The organism is Pseudomonas sp. 05N432 (assembly GCF_056396945.1).
Genome location: NZ_JBFTMM010000005.1, coordinates 97,448 through 112,985, shown reverse-complemented (window position 1 = coordinate 112,985; position 15,538 = coordinate 97,448). Strand labels below are relative to the sequence as shown.

General features: G+C 59.9%; 14 protein-coding genes. 4 read left to right on the top strand and 10 right to left on the bottom strand.

Translation table 11 applies throughout. The annotated features are described in order from the left end of the window. Positions 1–373: 373 nt before the first annotated feature. The 9 genes from AC1DHT_RS07340 to exaC form a co-directional block, all read right to left on the bottom strand. A complete protein-coding gene (locus tag AC1DHT_RS07340; RefSeq protein WP_427541791.1) occupies positions 374–1,123 on the bottom strand; it encodes an XRE family transcriptional regulator in 750 nt (249 codons plus the stop codon). Positions 1,124–1,353: 230 nt separating this feature from the next. Next, the gene (ppa, locus tag AC1DHT_RS07335) at positions 1,354–1,881 is read right to left on the bottom strand and encodes an inorganic diphosphatase (RefSeq protein ID WP_007933577.1); all 528 of its coding nucleotides are present in this window, start codon (positions 1,879–1,881) and stop codon (positions 1,354–1,356) included. 111 nt (positions 1,882–1,992) lie between these two features. Next, the gene (locus tag AC1DHT_RS07330) at positions 1,993–2,805 is read right to left on the bottom strand and encodes a M90 family metallopeptidase (RefSeq protein WP_427541794.1); all 813 of its coding nucleotides are present in this window, start codon (positions 2,803–2,805) and stop codon (positions 1,993–1,995) included. Between the two features lie 6 nt (positions 2,806–2,811). After that, positions 2,812–3,468: a DedA family protein gene (locus tag AC1DHT_RS07325; protein ID WP_427528589.1), complete on the bottom strand. Its 657-nt coding sequence runs from the start codon at positions 3,466–3,468 to the stop codon at positions 2,812–2,814. A gap of 284 nt (positions 3,469–3,752) precedes the next feature. Then, the gene (locus AC1DHT_RS07320; RefSeq protein ID WP_427541797.1) at positions 3,753–4,214 is read right to left on the bottom strand and encodes a GNAT family N-acetyltransferase; all 462 of its coding nucleotides are present in this window, start codon (positions 4,212–4,214) and stop codon (positions 3,753–3,755) included. 129 nt (positions 4,215–4,343) lie between these two features. Continuing rightward, positions 4,344–5,168: an ethanolamine ammonia-lyase subunit EutC gene (gene eutC / locus AC1DHT_RS07315; RefSeq protein WP_477761321.1), complete on the bottom strand. Its 825-nt coding sequence runs from the start codon at positions 5,166–5,168 to the stop codon at positions 4,344–4,346. 11 nt (positions 5,169–5,179) lie between these two features. Further along, entirely contained in the window at positions 5,180–6,574 is a 1,395-nt protein-coding gene (locus tag AC1DHT_RS07310; RefSeq protein ID WP_054594224.1) for an ethanolamine ammonia-lyase subunit EutB, read from the bottom strand. Between the two features lie 199 nt (positions 6,575–6,773). Next, the gene (eat, locus tag AC1DHT_RS07305; RefSeq protein ID WP_427541800.1) at positions 6,774–8,144 is read right to left on the bottom strand and encodes an ethanolamine permease; all 1,371 of its coding nucleotides are present in this window, start codon (positions 8,142–8,144) and stop codon (positions 6,774–6,776) included. Positions 8,145–8,439: 295 nt separating this feature from the next. Beyond that, a complete protein-coding gene (gene exaC / locus AC1DHT_RS07300) occupies positions 8,440–9,960 on the bottom strand; it encodes an acetaldehyde dehydrogenase ExaC (protein WP_071552073.1) in 1,521 nt (506 codons plus the stop codon). A 320-nt stretch (positions 9,961–10,280) separates the two neighbouring features. On the opposite strand from exaC, the gene AC1DHT_RS07295 reads away from it, so the two are divergent. The 4 genes from AC1DHT_RS07295 to AC1DHT_RS07280 all read left to right on the top strand — a co-directional run bounded on the left by AC1DHT_RS07295 (position 10,281) and on the right by AC1DHT_RS07280 (position 14,757). Further along, complete coding sequence (locus AC1DHT_RS07295; protein ID WP_427541804.1) at positions 10,281–12,197, top strand: sigma-54-dependent Fis family transcriptional regulator; 1,917 nt, start codon at positions 10,281–10,283, stop codon at positions 12,195–12,197. 304 nt (positions 12,198–12,501) lie between these two features. Then, on the top strand, positions 12,502–13,851 hold the full coding sequence (gene mpl / locus AC1DHT_RS07290; protein WP_427541807.1) for a UDP-N-acetylmuramate:L-alanyl-gamma-D-glutamyl-meso-diaminopimelate ligase: 1,350 nt from the start codon (positions 12,502–12,504) through the stop codon (positions 13,849–13,851). Continuing rightward, a complete protein-coding gene (ubiX, locus tag AC1DHT_RS07285; protein WP_019693823.1) occupies positions 13,848–14,480 on the top strand; it encodes a flavin prenyltransferase UbiX in 633 nt (210 codons plus the stop codon). The genes mpl and ubiX overlap by 4 nt, the downstream gene beginning before the upstream one ends. Continuing rightward, on the top strand, positions 14,473–14,757 hold the full coding sequence (locus AC1DHT_RS07280) for a YceK/YidQ family lipoprotein (RefSeq protein ID WP_103317535.1): 285 nt from the start codon (positions 14,473–14,475) through the stop codon (positions 14,755–14,757). The genes ubiX and AC1DHT_RS07280 overlap by 8 nt, the downstream gene beginning before the upstream one ends. A 118-nt stretch (positions 14,758–14,875) precedes the next feature. On the opposite strand, the gene AC1DHT_RS07275 is transcribed toward AC1DHT_RS07280, so the two are convergent. Continuing rightward, the gene (locus AC1DHT_RS07275; RefSeq protein ID WP_054594218.1) at positions 14,876–15,517 is read right to left on the bottom strand and encodes an oxidoreductase; all 642 of its coding nucleotides are present in this window, start codon (positions 15,515–15,517) and stop codon (positions 14,876–14,878) included. Between the last annotated feature and the right edge of the window lie 21 nt (positions 15,518–15,538).

The window sequence follows — 15,538 nt, the reverse complement described above, 5'->3', positions numbered from 1 at the left end:
CGCCGGATGAGGTTAGGTGGCGTTAAACACCATTGGACAGAGAAATGCCTTATGGCCCCTGAATAGAGAGGCTATCAGTTGATTTCTCAGAATGGATAGGATTATTTCAGGCATTAAAAAGCCGGCTTGTGGCCGGCTTCTCGGGGACGGGCTTGGTTCATTTTTGGTAAACCGTACCAGCCTTCAAAACGTACACCCGGATCTTGCGTCCGGCTGTGGGACTTGGCGAGAAAGTCATCTGCCTTGTCGGTGCGATCGGACCGGCGTTGGCGGGTCGATGCAAATGTGGGGCGCAGCATACTGATTTTTGTGGGGAATTCCCAGCGTGAAGTGCTATCCAGAGCGTTGTGCTGCTTAAAAGGGCGCCCCGGTTTCAACTGAACGGCACCGGAGGCCGCTGTTTGTTCAGCGTGGACCACCAGAAGACCCAGCCGAGGATTTCGATGTTTTGTTCTTCGATCTGTTTGGCGCTGAAGATTTCGTCGGGGTAATCGTTGCAGTTATGGCTGCGCAGTCGCAGGGCGCCGGAGGGCAGGCGGTGCAGGTATTTGATGCGCAGCATGCCGGCGTGTTCGAGGGCGTAGATCTGGCCGTCGACGACCTGGGTCAGGCTGCGGTCGATGGCGAGGGTCGAGCCGTCTTCGATTTTCTCCGACATGCTGTCGCCGACCATCGGCACGCAGATGGCCTGGGCCGGTTCGACTTCGAGGCTTTCGAGGTAGTGTCGTGGCAGGCGGATGAATTCGCCGGGTATTTCGGCGACCTGGGTGTCGCTGGCACCGGGGGCTGTGGGGACTTCGTTATACAGCGGGATTTCTACATCGAGCGAATCGACGTTCACGGAGTACACGCCGCGGGTTTCTTGCGCGTCGTAAACGTTGCCGGTCTGATCCGTCAGTTGTCCCGGACCGGGATTTCTTGGGCCCTCGCCGTTGAGCAGCCACAGGCTGTTCACACTTAACAGACGGGCGATTTGTTCCATCCGCGGGTAGGGAACGCCGCGGGTGTACCAGTTATTCACGTGCTGGGGCTCGACGTTGCAGAAGGCCGCGAATTCCGTAGGGGTGATGTTCACCTCTTTCAGGAGCGCTTTGAAGCGTGGGCCGCATTTGTGCTTTTTCATGAATACGGAGTTTACGGGCCGGGGTGGCCGGATTAAATAAACAACCGGATCAATTTGCGCGGGAATATTCAGCTGAAGTGCAGGATATTGTTAGTTCATATTAAACATGTCTAAACGTTAGACTTTGTTTCATTAAACACCCTGTTTAACTTGATGTTTTAACGCGCATAAAAAAACCCCGGATAACCGGGGTTTCTTCAAGAGGTCAGTGGCGTTCAGCCAATGCCGTCTCAGCCTTTATAGGCAGCAACCGACTTGGTGATCGCGGCGCGAGCGGCATCGGCGCCGTCCCAGCCTTCGATCTTCACCCATTTGCCTTTTTCGAGATCTTTGTAGTTCGCAAAGAAGTGCTCGATCTGCTGAATCAGCAGCGCTGGCAGGTCGGTGTATTCCTTCACGTCAACGTACAGTTGGGACAGCTTGTCGTGTGGAACAGCGATAACTTTGGCATCGCCGCCGCCGTCGTCGGTCATGTTCAGGATGCCGACTGGACGCGCACGGATTACCGAACCTGGAGCAACCGGGTAAGGGGTCACGACCAGCACGTCGAGGGGATCACCGTCGTCTGCCAGGGTGTTCGGGATGTAACCGTAGTTGGCCGGGTAGAACATTGGGGTGGCCATGAAACGGTCAACGAACAGGCAATCGCTGTCTTTGTCGATTTCGTATTTGATCGGCGCGTGGTTGGCCGGAATCTCGATCGCGACGTAGATGTCGTTCGGCAGGTCTTTGCCAGCCGGAATCTTGCTGTAGCTCATTGGGCGGTGCCCCCGTAAGTGGCCAAATGACTTGGCCGGATTGACCAAAAAGTGGCGGCGATTATAGGCATATTCCGCCGCCTGTGCCATGTGCCAGAGGTCGTATAGACCCTAGTCGTGTGCCTGATAGCCCGGATGGGTGGCTTGCAGTTGCTCAAGCCTCGCCAGCGGGTCCTGGCGGTAAAACAGCTGCAGTTGCTGATAGACCTGTGGATACGTTGCGTGCAGCAGATCCGGGGCGCTGAAGAAGTATTCGCTGGTGACGGCGAAGAACTCGGCCGGATTTTCCGCCGCGTAAGGGTCGATCGGAGTGTCGAGGTGCGGATGGCGATCCAGTTGGCGATTGAGGTCGTCGTAGGCCTGTTGCATGACCTTCGCCCAGTCGCTGACGCGCATGTCGCTGTGCAGCGGCGGCAAGCCGTTGGCATTGCCGTTGAGCATGTCGAGTTTGTGCGCCAGTTCGTGGATCACCAGGTTGTAGCCTTCCCAGCCCCCGCTGGCCATCACGCCCGGCCAGGCCAGAATGATCGGCCCCTGTTGCCAGGCTTCGCCGCTGTGCTCGCCGTTCCATTCATGCTCGACGCCGCTGGCGTCGCGATGTCGTTGCGGGCTGAGGAAATCGTCGGGGTAGAGCACGATTTCGTGAAAACCCTGATACCAGTTCAAGTCGCCCAGGTGCAGCAGCGGCAATTGCGCCTGCGCGGCAAGCAGCAGGCGCTGCTCCTGGTGCAGTTCGACGCCGGGCAGGCAGGTCAGGTGTTTTTCTTGCAGAAAGAGCACGGCGGCTTCGCGCAGCCACCGGTCTTCGGCCTCGCTGAGACCGTAGAGGAAACTCAGGTGTTGGCGCACCCGCTGCCAGGTTTCATCGGCAACGGGGTGCTTGGCCAGCGTACGCCGGCGGCGCCAGGCGTTAAGGAACCACATGGACGCTCAGCGCGACGCGGCTTTGGAGCTCGCGTTGGCCAGGCGGTTACGGATCACGCCAATGATCATCGGCACCAGCGACAGCAGGATGATGCCCACTACCAGCAACGACAGGTTCTTCTTGATGAACGGCACGTTACCGAAGAAATAACCCAGGGTCACCAGGCCGCCGACCCAGAGGACGGTGCCGAATACGCTGAAGGCGAAGAAGCGCGGGTAAGGCATCTTGCCTACGCCGGCGACGAACGGTGCGAAGGTCCGGATGATCGGCAGGAAGCGCGCCAGGGTCACGGTCTTGCCGCCATGCTTGTCGTAGAAATCATGGGTTTGTTGCAGGTAATCGCGACGGAAGATCTTCGAATTCGGATTGCTGAACAACTTTTCGCCGGCCGTTCGCCCGACAAGGTAGTTGGTGCTATCACCGAGAATCGCCGCCAGCATCAACAAGCCGCCCAGTAGCACCGGGTCCATGCCGCCACCGGCCGCTACCGCGCCAGCGATGAACAACAACGAATCGCCCGGCAGGAAAGGCATCACCACCAGGCCGGTTTCGCAGAAAATCACCATGAACAGGATGGCGTAGATCCATGGCCCGTAGTTGGTCACCAGCAAGTCGAGGTAGACATCGAGATGCAGGATTAGGTCGATCGGGTTGAAATCCATGGTTGGCACCTGTGGTAACGACCCGACTCAGCAGGCCTGTGCGAATATTTTGGAAAATTGGGCTACAGGGCTGTGGAGTTTTTCTTACAGCCCGTAAGGTTCGTGATTATACGGACTGAAAGGTGAAAAGCGTGTCGAGTTTGTAGCGAGGGATTTCCAAGTCGGATCGGTGGTTCGGTACTGAACTCTGTGGGAGCGAGCCTGCTCGCGATAGCATCGCCTCGGTATGACTGACACACCGAGGCGTCTGAATCGCGAGCAGGCTCGCTCCCACAGAGTCTGGATCAGAGCTCTTCGCTGATCGGCAAAATGTAGTTCTTGAACTCGGTGTCTTCGCGAAACCCGATGGATTCGTAGGTTTTCTGCGCAATTTTGTTGTCGCTGCTGGTCGATACGCGCATGCGTACAGCCTGGGTTTCCTTGGCCATTTTCTTTGCGGTACGCATCAGGTTGTCGGCAACCAGTTGGCGGCGGGCGTCTTCGGCGACGTAGATGTCGTTGAGGATCCACACGCGCTTGAGCGACAGCGACGAGAAGCTTGGGTACAGCTGGCAAAAACCCAGCAGTTTATTGTCGTCATCATCGGGCAGGGCCAGATAGATCACCGACTCTTTGCGCCGCAGGCGCTTTTCCAGGAAGGCCCGGGACGAGTCTGGATAAGGCAGCGAGCCATAAAACTCGCGGTATTTGACGAACAGCGGCGTCAGAAGGTCCAGGTGCTCGAGGGTTGCTTGAGTAATCCGCATGCTAGGCCTCAACTTTCAAGTAGATAGGGCGGCAGTTTCCAGTGGATACGACGGCAATTGGTTCACTGCTCGGGCAGCCGTTCGTCGACTCTGCCTGAAAGCGGATCAAAAACGCAATTCGAATACGGGTCAGGCATTCGGCAGGCTCAGTAGGAAATTTCCTTTCATATCAGCGTCATTTTTCGACCCAATAGTCTGGACCTGGGMTTCGTCTTTCAGGTTAACCCCCGACAACTGCCGTCGACAGGCTTCGCGCATCAAGTACAGCAAACGGTGTGCCGCCATGCCATAGCTCAAACCTTCAAGGCGGACGTTGGAAATACAGTTGCGATAGGCGTCCGTCAGGCCGACCTTTGGATTATAGGTGAAATACAAGCCGAGACTGTCTGGCGAGCTGAGTCCAGGGCGTTCGCCGATCAGGATCACGACCATTTTTGCGCCCAGCAATTCGCCGATTTCGTCAGCCACGGCGACGCGACCCTGTTCCACCAGAATCACCGGCGACAATGACCAGCCTTCGGCGTGAGTCTGTTCTTCCATGCGTGTCAGAAACGGCAAGGTGTGCCGATGCACCGCCAGCGCCGAAAGGCCGTCGGCCACGACTATCGCCAGATCAACGCCGCCCGGGTTGGCCAGCGCGTGTTCGCGCAGCTTTTGCGCGGACCCATCACTCAACTTGCGCCCCAGGTCTGGCCGTTGCAGATAACTGTGGCGATCACTGGCGGCGCTGTGCAGCAGCAGGCTGTCGCGTCCACGCTCGGCCAGTTGCTGGCTGAGCCCGGCATGGTCGAAGGGCAGGTGCACGGCATCGCGGGCCTCGGCGTGGGCGTACTGGAAATCCAGTTGCGCGCTGGTCGGCATGCTGGTGCCGGTACGACCCAGGGCGATGCGTGCCGGAGTCAGGCGGCGCAGTCCCAGCCAGGGGTTTTGCGGATCGACGGTTGGTTTATCCATCAGCAGATTACTCATCCCAGTTGCGCCATGGCCTGGCGGAAAGCCGGCGGCAGGTTATTGCCAAAGTGCACCTTGCCGTCACCTTGGGTGAAGATGCCCATATGTGCCAGCCACCGCTCAAACTCAGGTGCCGGTTTCAGGCCCAGGGTCTGGCGCGCGTAGAGCGCGTCGTGGAACGAGGTGGTCTGGTAGTTGAGCATGATGTCGTCGGAGCCGGGGATGCCCATGATGAAGTTGATCCCGGCCACGCCGAGTAGCGTCAGCAGGGTGTCCATGTCGTCCTGATCGGCTTCGGCGTGGTTGGTGTAGCAGATGTCGCAGCCCATCGGCACACCGAGCAACTTGCCGCAGAAGTGGTCTTCGAGGCCGGCACGGATGATCTGTTTGCCGTTGTAGAGGTATTCCGGGCCAATGAAGCCGACCACAGTGTTTACCAGAAACGGCTTGAAGTGCCGGGCCACGGCGTAGGCGCGGGTTTCGCAGGTTTGCTGGTCGATGCCGTGATGGGCGTTGGCCGAGAGCGCGCTGCCCTGGCCGGTTTCGAAGTACATCAGGTTTTGCCCCAGGGTACCGCGATTGAGGCTCAAGCCTGCTTCATAACCTTCCTGCAGCACGCTCAGGCTGATGCCGAAACTGGCGTTGGCCGCTTCGGTGCCGGCGATCGACTGGAACACCAGGTCCAGCGGCACGCCACGGTTGATCGCCTCGATGGAGGTGGTGACGTGGGTCAGCACGCAGGCTTGGGTCGGAATTTCGTAGCGCTGGATGACCGCGTCGAGCATTTCCAGCATGGCGCAGATCGAGGCGATGCTGTCGGTGGCCGGGTTGATGCCGATCATTGCGTCGCCGTTGCCGTAGAGCAGGCCGTCGAGAATGCTCGCGGCAATCCCGGCGGGTTCGTCGGTAGGGTGGTTGGGTTGCAGGCGGGTCGACAGGCGCCCGCGCAGGCCCATGGTGCCGCGAAACCGAGTCACCACGCGGATTTTCTGCGCCACCAGCACCAGGTCCTGCACGCGCATGATCTTCGACACGGCAGCGGCCATTTCCGGGGTCAGGCCGGGGGCCAGCGCCCGCAGGCTCTGCTCGTCGGCTGCATCGCTGAGCAGCCAGTCGCGAAAACCGCCAACGGTCAGGTGGCTGACGGTCTCAAAGGCGCGGGCATCGTGGGTGTCGATGATCAGTCGGGTGACTTCATCGGATTCGTAAGGAATCAGCACTTCTTGCAGGAAATGCTTGAGCGGGATGTCAGCCAAGGTCATTTGCGCGGCGACCCGTTCGCCATCGTTCAGGGCGGCGACGCCGGCCAGAAAGTCTCCGGAACGTGCCGGGCTGGCCTTGGCCATGACTTCCTTGAGGCCGTCGAAACGGTAGGTCCGGGCGCCGACGGTATGGGCAAATGCAGCCATGAGCGGTGTCCTCTTGATTCTGTAAGTGACTCAAATACACCGCTAACCCCTTGTGGGAGCGAGCTTGCTCGCGATTCAGGCACCTCGGTGTGTCAGTCATACCTAGGCGATGCTATCGCGAGCAGGCTCGCTCCCACACTGGATCTCAGTGCACTTCAATAATGCAGGCGCCGGGTTATTCGCCCGACGCCGGTGCAACTCAGATACCCGTGAGCATCGCGTCCGCCGGGGCGTCGAGGCGCTGTTTGGCGGTCAATTGGAAGTAGATGAAGCCGGCGACCATGAAACCGAGGAAAATCATCCCGATCAAGGTATTGAACCAGGCCATCGCCACCAGGCAGACCACCGCCAGGAACAGCGCGATGCCCGGCACGATCGGATAGCCCGGCGCGCGGAAGGTACGTTCCAGCAACGGCTCGGTTTTACGCAGTTTGAACAGGCTGAGCATGCTGATGATGTACATCACGATGGCGCCGAACACCGACATGGTGATCATCGCGGCGGTCAGGGTCATGCCTTGCAGGTTGACCAGCCCATCGCTGTAGATCGCCGCGATGCCGATCACGCCACCCGCCAGAATTGCCCGATGCGGGGTCTGGAAGCGCGAGAGCTTGGCCAGGCCGCGAGGCAGGTAGCCGGCGCGAGCGAGGGCGAAGAACTGGCGCGAGTAGCCGAGGATGATCCCGTGGAAGCTCGCCACCAGACCGAACAGGCCGATCCACACCAGCATGTGCATCCAGCTGGAGTTGTTGCCAACCACGGCTTTCATGGCCTGAGGCAGCGGGTCGTTGATGTTCGCCAGTTGGCGCCAGTCGCCCACACCGCCGGCCATCACCATCACGCCGATCGCCAGGGACACCAGGGTCAGGATGCCGCTGACGTAGGCCCGTGGAATGGTGCGTTTCGGGTCCTTGGCTTCTTCGGCAGCCATGGCCGCACCTTCGATGGCGAGGAAGAACCAGATGGCGAAGGGAATCGCCGCAAAGATGCCGGGGATCGAAGCGACCGTGAACTCATTGGAGCCGGACCAGCCGTTGAGCACGAAGTTGCTGAAGCTGAAGCCCGGTGCAACCACGCCCATGAACACCAGCAGTTCGGCTACCGCCAGAACGGTCACCACCAGCTCGAAGGTCGCGGCGATGCTGACGCCGAGGATGTTCAGGCCCATGAACACGAAGTAGGCGCCGACTGCGGCGATTTTCGGGTCCAGATCCGGGTATTGCACGTTCAGGTAGGCGCCGATGGCCATCGCAATGGCCGGTGGCGCAAAGACGAATTCGATCAGCGTGGCGATCCCGGCGATCAAGCCGCCTTTTTCACCAAAGGCCCGTCGGCTGTAGGCAAAGGGCCCGCCAGCGTGGGGAATCGCGGTGGTGAGTTCGGTGAAACTGAAGATGAAACAGGTGTACATCGTCGCCACCATCAATGCGGTGACGAGGAACCCCAGGGTGCCTGCGGTGCCCCAGCCGTAACTCCAGCCGAAGTATTCGCCGGAAATCACCAGGCCGACGGCAATGCCCCATAGATGCAAGGTGCCGAGTGTGGGTTTGAGTGTTGTTGAAGAAGTCATAACTCCTCTCTGTTTTTCAGTGTTCGATCTGTTGGACTTTCGGGTGTGGCGGTTTGGGTGGATCGACGCTGTTCACGCAGCGGTTAATCTGTCGAGCGGGCAAGCAAAGGCCGTGCCAGGGCGGCAAGCGATGTTCGGTGTGTCAGTTAGGACGCCATCGCGAGCAAGTCCGCTCCCACAGTGGACTTGCGTCAGCCCACGCAGGTGGGTTCACCACAAAACCCCTGTGGGAGCGAGCTTGCTCGCGATAACCACTCGAAGGGCGACGCCGAAACATCAGCGTCGCCCTCGGCTCTTAGAAGAAGCCCAACGGATTGATGTCGTAGCTCACCAGCAGGTTTTTGGTTTGCTGGTAGTGGTCGAGCATCATTTTGTGGGTTTCACGGCCGACACCGGACTTCTTGTAACCGCCGAACGCGGCGTGAGCCGGGTACAGGTGGTAGCAGTTGGTCCAGACGCGACCGGCCTTGATCGCCCGGCCCATGCGGTAGGCGCGGTTGATGTCGCGGGTCCAGAGTCCGGCGCCAAGACCGAACTCGGTGTCGTTGGCAATCGCCAGGGCTTCGGCTTCGTCCTTGAAGGTGGTGATGCTCACCACCGGGCCAAAGATTTCTTCCTGGAACACACGCATTTTGTTGGTGCCCTTGAGCAGGGTCGGCTGGATGTAATACCCGGTCGCCAGGTTGCCCTCGAGTTTTTCCACCTTGCCGCCGGTCAGCAACTCGGCACCTTCGCCTTTGGCGATTTCCAGGTACGAGAGGATCTTGTCGAATTGCTGCTCGGACGCCTGGGCGCCGACCATGGTGTCGGTGTCCAGCGGGTCGCCACGTTTGATTTGCAGGACCTTCTTCATCACCACTTTCATGAAGTCGTCGTAGATCGACTCTTGCACCAGTGCGCGGGACGGGCAGGTGCAGACTTCGCCCTGGTTGAAGAACGCCAGCACCAGGCCTTCGGCAGCTTTCTCGATGAAGGTCGGTTCGGCTTGCATGATGTCGGCGAAGAAGATGTTCGGCGACTTGCCGCCCAGTTCCACGGTGGACGGAATGATGTTTTCGGCAGCGCATTTCATGATGTGCGAGCCGACCGGGGTCGAGCCGGTAAAGGCAATTTTGGCAATGCGTTTGCTGGTGGCCAGGGCTTCACCGGCTTCTTTGCCGAAACCTTGCACGACGTTCAGCACGCCGGGCGGCAGCAGGTCGCCGATCAGTTCCAGCAGCACGGTAATGCCCAGCGGGGTTTGCTCGGCGGGCTTGAGCACCACGCAGTTACCGGCAGCCAGCGCCGGGGCGAGTTTCCAGGCGGCCATCAGGATCGGGAAGTTCCACGGGATGATCTGCCCGACCACGCCCAGCGGTTCGTGAATGTGATAAGCCACGGTGTTGCCGTCGATTTCCGCGGCGCTGCCTTCCTGGGCTCGCAGGCAACCGGCGAAGTAGCGGAAGTGGTCAGCGGCCAGCGGGATGTCGGCGTTGAGGGTTTCACGCACGGCTTTGCCGTTGTCCCAGCTTTCGGTGATTGCCAGGACTTCGAGGTTTTGCTCGATGCGGTCGGCGATTTTCAGCAGCACCAGCGAGCGCGCCTGAGCAGACGTGCTGCCCCAGGCGTCGGCGGCTGCGTGGGCAGCGTCCAGGGCTTTTTCGATGTCTTCGGCCGTGGAGCGGGGGAATTCGGCAATCGGTTGGCCGTTGACCGGGGAGGTATTGGTGAAGTACTGACCTTTGACAGGCGCGACGAATTCGCCGCCGATGTAGTTGCCGTATTGACTCTTGAACGAAACGATAGCGCCTTCAGTACCTGGGTGAGCGTAACGCATGGTGAGTATCTCCTTGGCTTTTGTGCTTATTAAGGGAGTACGCGCAGTAAGCGCTTGAGAAGCGTAGAGCAAAGGTCGGGCCAGTGCTTTGCAGGTCAGGTAAATCAAGGGCTTACGGTTTTTTTGAGGCAGTGGTGGTACAGGACGTGTGACAGATGCGGTACGGCGCCTGTGACAGTTTGTACCGCTTGTGGCACAGCCTGTGACCGGGCGGTCTTGCCAGCATTGCAAAGCAATCGAGGCAGGAGGATGCTGGGCGCCACAAGGTGGTGACAGTCCTTCATTGGGCTCAGCACAGTGTTCGGAGAGAATAATAAAAAATGCACAGCAACCATTTGAGTCGCCATGCTCAGCAAGTCTTGACCGTGACCCAAGGCAAATCCCATTTGCACGGTCCGGGTAGCGATCCGTCCATTGCCCGTTCCTGGCTGCGTTGTCTTGAGGACTATCACCTCGACCCGGCCCTGAGCATGGCGCCGACGGTGCTTGAGCACGGTCGAGTGCTGGAGAGTCGCGAGCGCTTGCAGCAAGTGCTGCAGATTGCCGGTGGCGAAATGACCAGCCTGCATCAGCAACTTTCCGGTGCCGGCCACGCCGTGCTGTTGACCGACGCCCGCGGGGTGATCCTCAACTGTGTCACCGCGCCTGCCGAACGGAAGATTTTCGAGCGCGCCGGTCTTTGGCTCGGTGCCGACTGGAGCGAAGCCTGCGAAGGCACCAATGGCATCGGCACCTGCCTGGTGGAGCGGCAGTCGCTGACCATTCACCAGGATGAACATTTTCGGGGACGTCATACAGGGCTGACCTGTTCGGCGAGCCCGGTGTTCGACCCGCATGGCGAACTGCTGGCGGTGCTCGACGTTTCGTCGGCACGCCACGATGTCTCGCGTCAAAGCCAGTTCCACACCATGGCGCTGGTCAACCTCTCGGCGAAGATGATCGAGAGCTGCTATTTCCTGCGTTACTTCGACAATCAATGGCTGCTGCGCTTTCACTTGCAGGCCGAGTCGGTCGGGCTGTTCAGCGAAGGGCTGCTGGCATTCGACGGCGAAGGGCGGATCAGCGCGATCAATCAGAGCGCGTTGAACCTGCTGGGGCATATTCGTGGCGGGTTGCTGGGTCAACCGGTCGAGGCGTTTTTCGATTGCTCGCTGGACGAACTGCTGGGGCGCGCGAGCGTCAACGCCACCGCCAGTTGGCCATTGCGCACTCGCGATGGGCGGGTGTTGTTTGCGCTGTTGCGCGGCCAGCCGCGTAGCGTGCCGACCCCGATGCTGCAACCGCCGTTCATTGCCGAACGCCCGGTTCTTACGGGTATTTGTTTGGGAGACGAAGGGCTGCAGGCTGATTTTCGTAAAGCCTTGCGGGTCTTCGAGCGTGATGTGCCGCTGTTGATCAACGGTGAAACCGGCTCAGGTAAAGAAGCCTTCGCCAAGGCCGTGCACCAGGCCAGTCAGCGCGCCGACAAGGCCTTCGTCGCGCTCAACTGTGCGGCGATCCCGGAAAGCCTGATCGAGAGCGAACTGTTCGGCTATCGCGGCGGCAGTTTTACTGGCGCCCGCAAAGAAGGCATGCGCGGCAAGTTGCAGCAGGCCGATGGCGGCACACTGTTCCTCGACGAAATCGGTGACATGCCGCTGGCGCTGCAAACCCGGCTATTAAGGGTGCTGGAAGACCGGCAGGTGGTGCCGATCGGTGGCGAGCCGCTGCCGGTCAACGTGCGGATCATCAGCGCCACTCACCGGAATTTGCTCGAACGGGTGCAGGACAGCAGTTTCCGCGAAGATTTGTATTACCGCCTCAATGGCCTGGAAGTCGCCTTGCCGGCGTTGCGTGAACGCAGCGACAAGTCGCAGTTGCTGGACTTTTTGCTGGCTGAAGAGTCGGGCGGGGAGGCGGTGCTGATCGACGCTGCGGCGCGCCAGGCGCTGCTCGACTTCGCCTGGCCAGGTAACGTGCGGCAATTGCGCAATGTGCTGCGGACCCTGGCGGCATTGTGCGATGACGGGCGAATCGGGGTTGAGGATTTGCCGGTGATGATTCGCCAGGCCCGACCGGTTCCAGTGTTGGCGCAGGTGGAAGAGGTGTCTGAATATCCGCTGGACGATGCCGAACGCCTGGCGTTGCTCAATGCCCTGGAGCAGCAGCGTTGGCACATGACCCATACCGCTGAACAACTGGGAGTCAGCCGCAACACCCTCTATAGAAAGCTGCGCAAGCACGGGATTGCGCGGTAGCCAGTTAGATCCACCCCTCACCCCAGCCCTCTCCCCAAAGGGGAGAGGGGGAAAGGGGGCAGATCTATGTCGTTTTCAAACCTGAGTTCGACTCGGGATTTCAGGTCGCAGTATTCCAACCAATCACCTCGGTCAGTCCCCTCGCCCATTTGGGGCGGTCCGACGTTTCGGGAGGGTTAGGGTGAGGGGTGGATATTGAGCCAAATAGAAATGCCCAAGACCAACAATCCTCTGTCTCATCACCTAAAGAGTGCGATTTTCGGCCCTCTACGCTAACCTGCCTCGATGTTTTACGAGGTTGACTATGCACATTCATATTCTGGGTATTTGCGGCACTTTCATGGGTTCGATGGCGGTCCTGGCCAAAGAGCTGGGCCATCATGTGACGGGCTCCGATGCCAACGTCTACCCGCCGATGAGCACTCAGTTGCAGGCGCAGGGCATCGAGCTGACGCAAGGCTATGATCCTGCCCAACTCGATCCGGCCCCGGATCTGGTGGTGATCGGCAATGCGATGTCGCGCGGCAACCCGGCGGTCGAATACGTATTGAACAAAGGCCTGCCATACGTCTCCGGTCCGCAATGGCTGGCCGACCACGTGCTGCAAGGTCGCTGGGTGCTGGCGGTTGCCGGTACCCACGGTAAAACCACTACCAGCAGCATGCTTGCCTGGGTACTGGAACACGCCGGCATGAGCCCGGGTTTTTTGATTGGTGGCGTGCCGCAGAACTTCTCGGTATCGGCGCGTCTGGGTGACACACCGTTCTTCGTGATCGAAGCCGATGAATACGACAGCGCCTTCTTCGACAAGCGTTCGAAATTCGTTCACTACCGTCCGCGTACCGCGATCCTCAATAACCTTGAGTTCGATCACGCCGACATCTTCCCTGATCTGCCGGCCATCGAGCGACAGTTCCACCATTTGGTGCGGACCATCCCGAGTGAAGGCCTGGTGATCCACCCGACCACCGAACCTGCGTTGCAGCGCGTGATCGAAATGGGTTGCTGGACCCCGGTGCAAACCACTGGCGCAGGCGGGCAGTGGCAGGTCAAGTTGCTCAGCGAAGACGGCTCGAAGTTTGAAGTGATGTTCGAAGGCGTCGCCCAAGGCGTGGTCGAGTGGGACATGACCGGCCAGCACAACGTTGCCAACGCCTTGGCCACTCTGGCGGCCGCGCGGCATGTTGGCGTGGTTCCGAGTATGGGCATCGCCGCGTTGAGCGCGTTCAAGAGCGTCAAGCGCCGCATGGAAAAAGTCGCTGAAGTTCATGGTGTCACCATCTACGACGACTTCGCTCACCACCCGACCGCCATCGCAACCACCCTCGACGGTCTGCGCAAACGCATCGGCGACGCACCGTTGATCGCGATCATCGAACCGCGTTCCAACTCGATGAAGCTCGGCGCGCACCGTGACGGTTTGCCGGAAAGCGTGGTCGATGCCGATCAGGTGATCTGGTATGCACCGGCCAACCTCGGCTGGGACTTGCCCGCCGTTGCTGCGCTGTGCACCGTGCCGTCGATGGTTTGCGACTCGCTGGAGGGCATTATCGAGCAGGTGAAAAGCCAGGCCAAACCGGGCACTCACGTGGTGATCATGAGCAACGGCGGCTTCGGCGGCCTGCATGGTAAATTGGCCGAGGCGCTTAAATGAGTAACGGTCCGGATCGCATCACGCTGGCCATGACCGGCGCTTCCGGCGCCCAGTACGGTTTGCGCCTGCTCGATTGTCTGGTGCGCGAAGACCGCGAGGTGCACTTCCTGATCTCCAAGGCGGCGCAACTGGTGATGGCGACCGAGACCGACGTCACACTGCCGCCGAAACCGCAGATGATGCAGGCCTTCCTCACCGAATACACCGGCGCTGCTGCCGGGCAGATTCGGGTGTATGGCAAGGAAGACTGGATGTCGCCCGTGGCTTCGGGCTCCGGCTCGCCGGCCGCGATGGTGGTGGTGCCGTGCTCGACCGGGACCTTGTCGGCGATTGCCACAGGCGCCTGCAACAACCTGATCGAGCGCGCCGCCGACGTGACCTTGAAAGAGCGTCGGCAGTTGATTCTGGTGCCACGCGAGGCGCCATACTCAAGCATTCACCTGGAAAACATGCTCAAGCTGTCGAACATGGGGGTGACCATTCTGCCGGCCTCGCCGGGCTTCTATCACCAGCCGCAGACCATTGATGATCTGGTGGACTTTGTCGTGGCGCGGATTCTCAATTTGTTGAACATCCCCCAAGACATGCTGCCGCGTTGGGGCGAACACCATTTGAGCAGCGATGAATAAGCTATTGAGTCTGCTGCTCGCCCTGCAATTGGGCGGTTGTGCCACCGCGCGGACATTGGACGCGGCCAAGCCTGGCGCGCCAGTGGTGTACTCGGGGATGCGTCTTGACCTGTATGCGCTGGACGGTGGTTGCTGCGCCAAGGATCATTTTGGTGCCGAAGCACCGAGCTACCCCGGCCTCGACCTGCCGGCCAGCGCGCTGCTCGACACGCTGCTGTTGCCGCTGTCGGTGTTGACGGTGTTAGGGGTTGGGTTTCAAGCGACGGGCGGGTTGTAACAGAGCGCTGCCGCGCTCTATCGCGAGCAGGCTCGCTCCCACACTGGATCTGTGAGCGACATAAAATCAATGTGGGAGCGAGCCTGCTCGCGATGACGGACGATTCGTCACTGCCGATCTATTTGCCTAACTTGCGCAACTCATCCGACTCGACAATCCGCAAGCCATCCTGTTCTTCCAGCGCCAGGCGCCACATGGCGCGGGCCAGTTGGCAGGCTTCGATGCCGTGGTATTTGCCGGGAATCAGTTTGGACAGCGGGCCTGCCAGTTGTTCGGCGAGTCGCGGTTCAAGGCGATCACCCAGTAGCAGGGAAGGCCGGCAGATGGTCAGTTGCGGCCAGTTCTGTGCGCGCAATGCGTATTCCATCTCGCCCTTGACCCGGTTGTAGAAAACCGAGGATCTGCGATCGGCCCCCAGGGCGCTGATCACGATCAAGTGCCGTGCGCCCATTTCCCGTGCACGTTTGGCGAACGCTACCACCAGGTCCAGATCGACTGCGCGAAAGGCTTGTTCGGAGCCGGCCTGTTTGATCGTCGTGCCCAGGCAGCAGTAGGCAATGTCGACGCGGCCACTGAGTTGGGGGAGAAGCACTGCCGGATCGCCAACCGGATTTTCCAGATGAGGATGTTCAGCCAGTGGTCGGCGTGACGGTGCCAGTACGCGGCTGATGGTCGGTTCGTTCAGCAGCCGATCGAGTAAGTGTTCACCGACCAGGCCGGTGGCTCCAGCGAGCAATACATGCTGAGGCGTCAAGTACATAATGTTTCCCCCTTGATACTG

Excerpts from the sequence above, each read along its gene's own strand:
- AC1DHT_RS07310 (WP_054594224.1), bottom strand. The coding sequence starts at position 6,574 with ATGGCTGCATTTGCCCATACCGTCGGCGCCCGGACCTACCGTTTCGAC.
- AC1DHT_RS07295 (WP_427541804.1), top strand. The coding sequence starts at position 10,281 with ATGCACAGCAACCATTTGAGTCGCCATGCTCAGCAAGTCTTGACCGTG.
- exaC (WP_071552073.1), bottom strand. The coding sequence starts at position 9,960 with ATGCGTTACGCTCACCCAGGTACTGAAGGCGCTATCGTTTCGTTCAAG.
- mpl (WP_427541807.1), top strand. The coding sequence starts at position 12,502 with ATGCACATTCATATTCTGGGTATTTGCGGCACTTTCATGGGTTCGATG.
- AC1DHT_RS07320 (WP_427541797.1), bottom strand. The coding sequence starts at position 4,214 with ATGCGGATTACTCAAGCAACCCTCGAGCACCTGGACCTTCTGACGCCG.
- AC1DHT_RS07330 (WP_427541794.1), bottom strand. The coding sequence starts at position 2,805 with ATGTGGTTCCTTAACGCCTGGCGCCGCCGGCGTACGCTGGCCAAGCAC.
- ubiX (WP_019693823.1), top strand. The coding sequence starts at position 13,848 with ATGAGTAACGGTCCGGATCGCATCACGCTGGCCATGACCGGCGCTTCC.
- AC1DHT_RS07275 (WP_054594218.1), bottom strand. The coding sequence starts at position 15,517 with ATGTACTTGACGCCTCAGCATGTATTGCTCGCTGGAGCCACCGGCCTG.
- AC1DHT_RS07340 (WP_427541791.1), bottom strand. The coding sequence starts at position 1,123 with ATGAAAAAGCACAAATGCGGCCCACGCTTCAAAGCGCTCCTGAAAGAG.
- ppa (WP_007933577.1), bottom strand. The coding sequence starts at position 1,881 with ATGAGCTACAGCAAGATTCCGGCTGGCAAAGACCTGCCGAACGACATC.
- eat (WP_427541800.1), bottom strand. The coding sequence starts at position 8,144 with ATGACTTCTTCAACAACACTCAAACCCACACTCGGCACCTTGCATCTA.
- AC1DHT_RS07325 (WP_427528589.1), bottom strand. The coding sequence starts at position 3,468 with ATGGATTTCAACCCGATCGACCTAATCCTGCATCTCGATGTCTACCTC.
- AC1DHT_RS07280 (WP_103317535.1), top strand. The coding sequence starts at position 14,473 with ATGAATAAGCTATTGAGTCTGCTGCTCGCCCTGCAATTGGGCGGTTGT.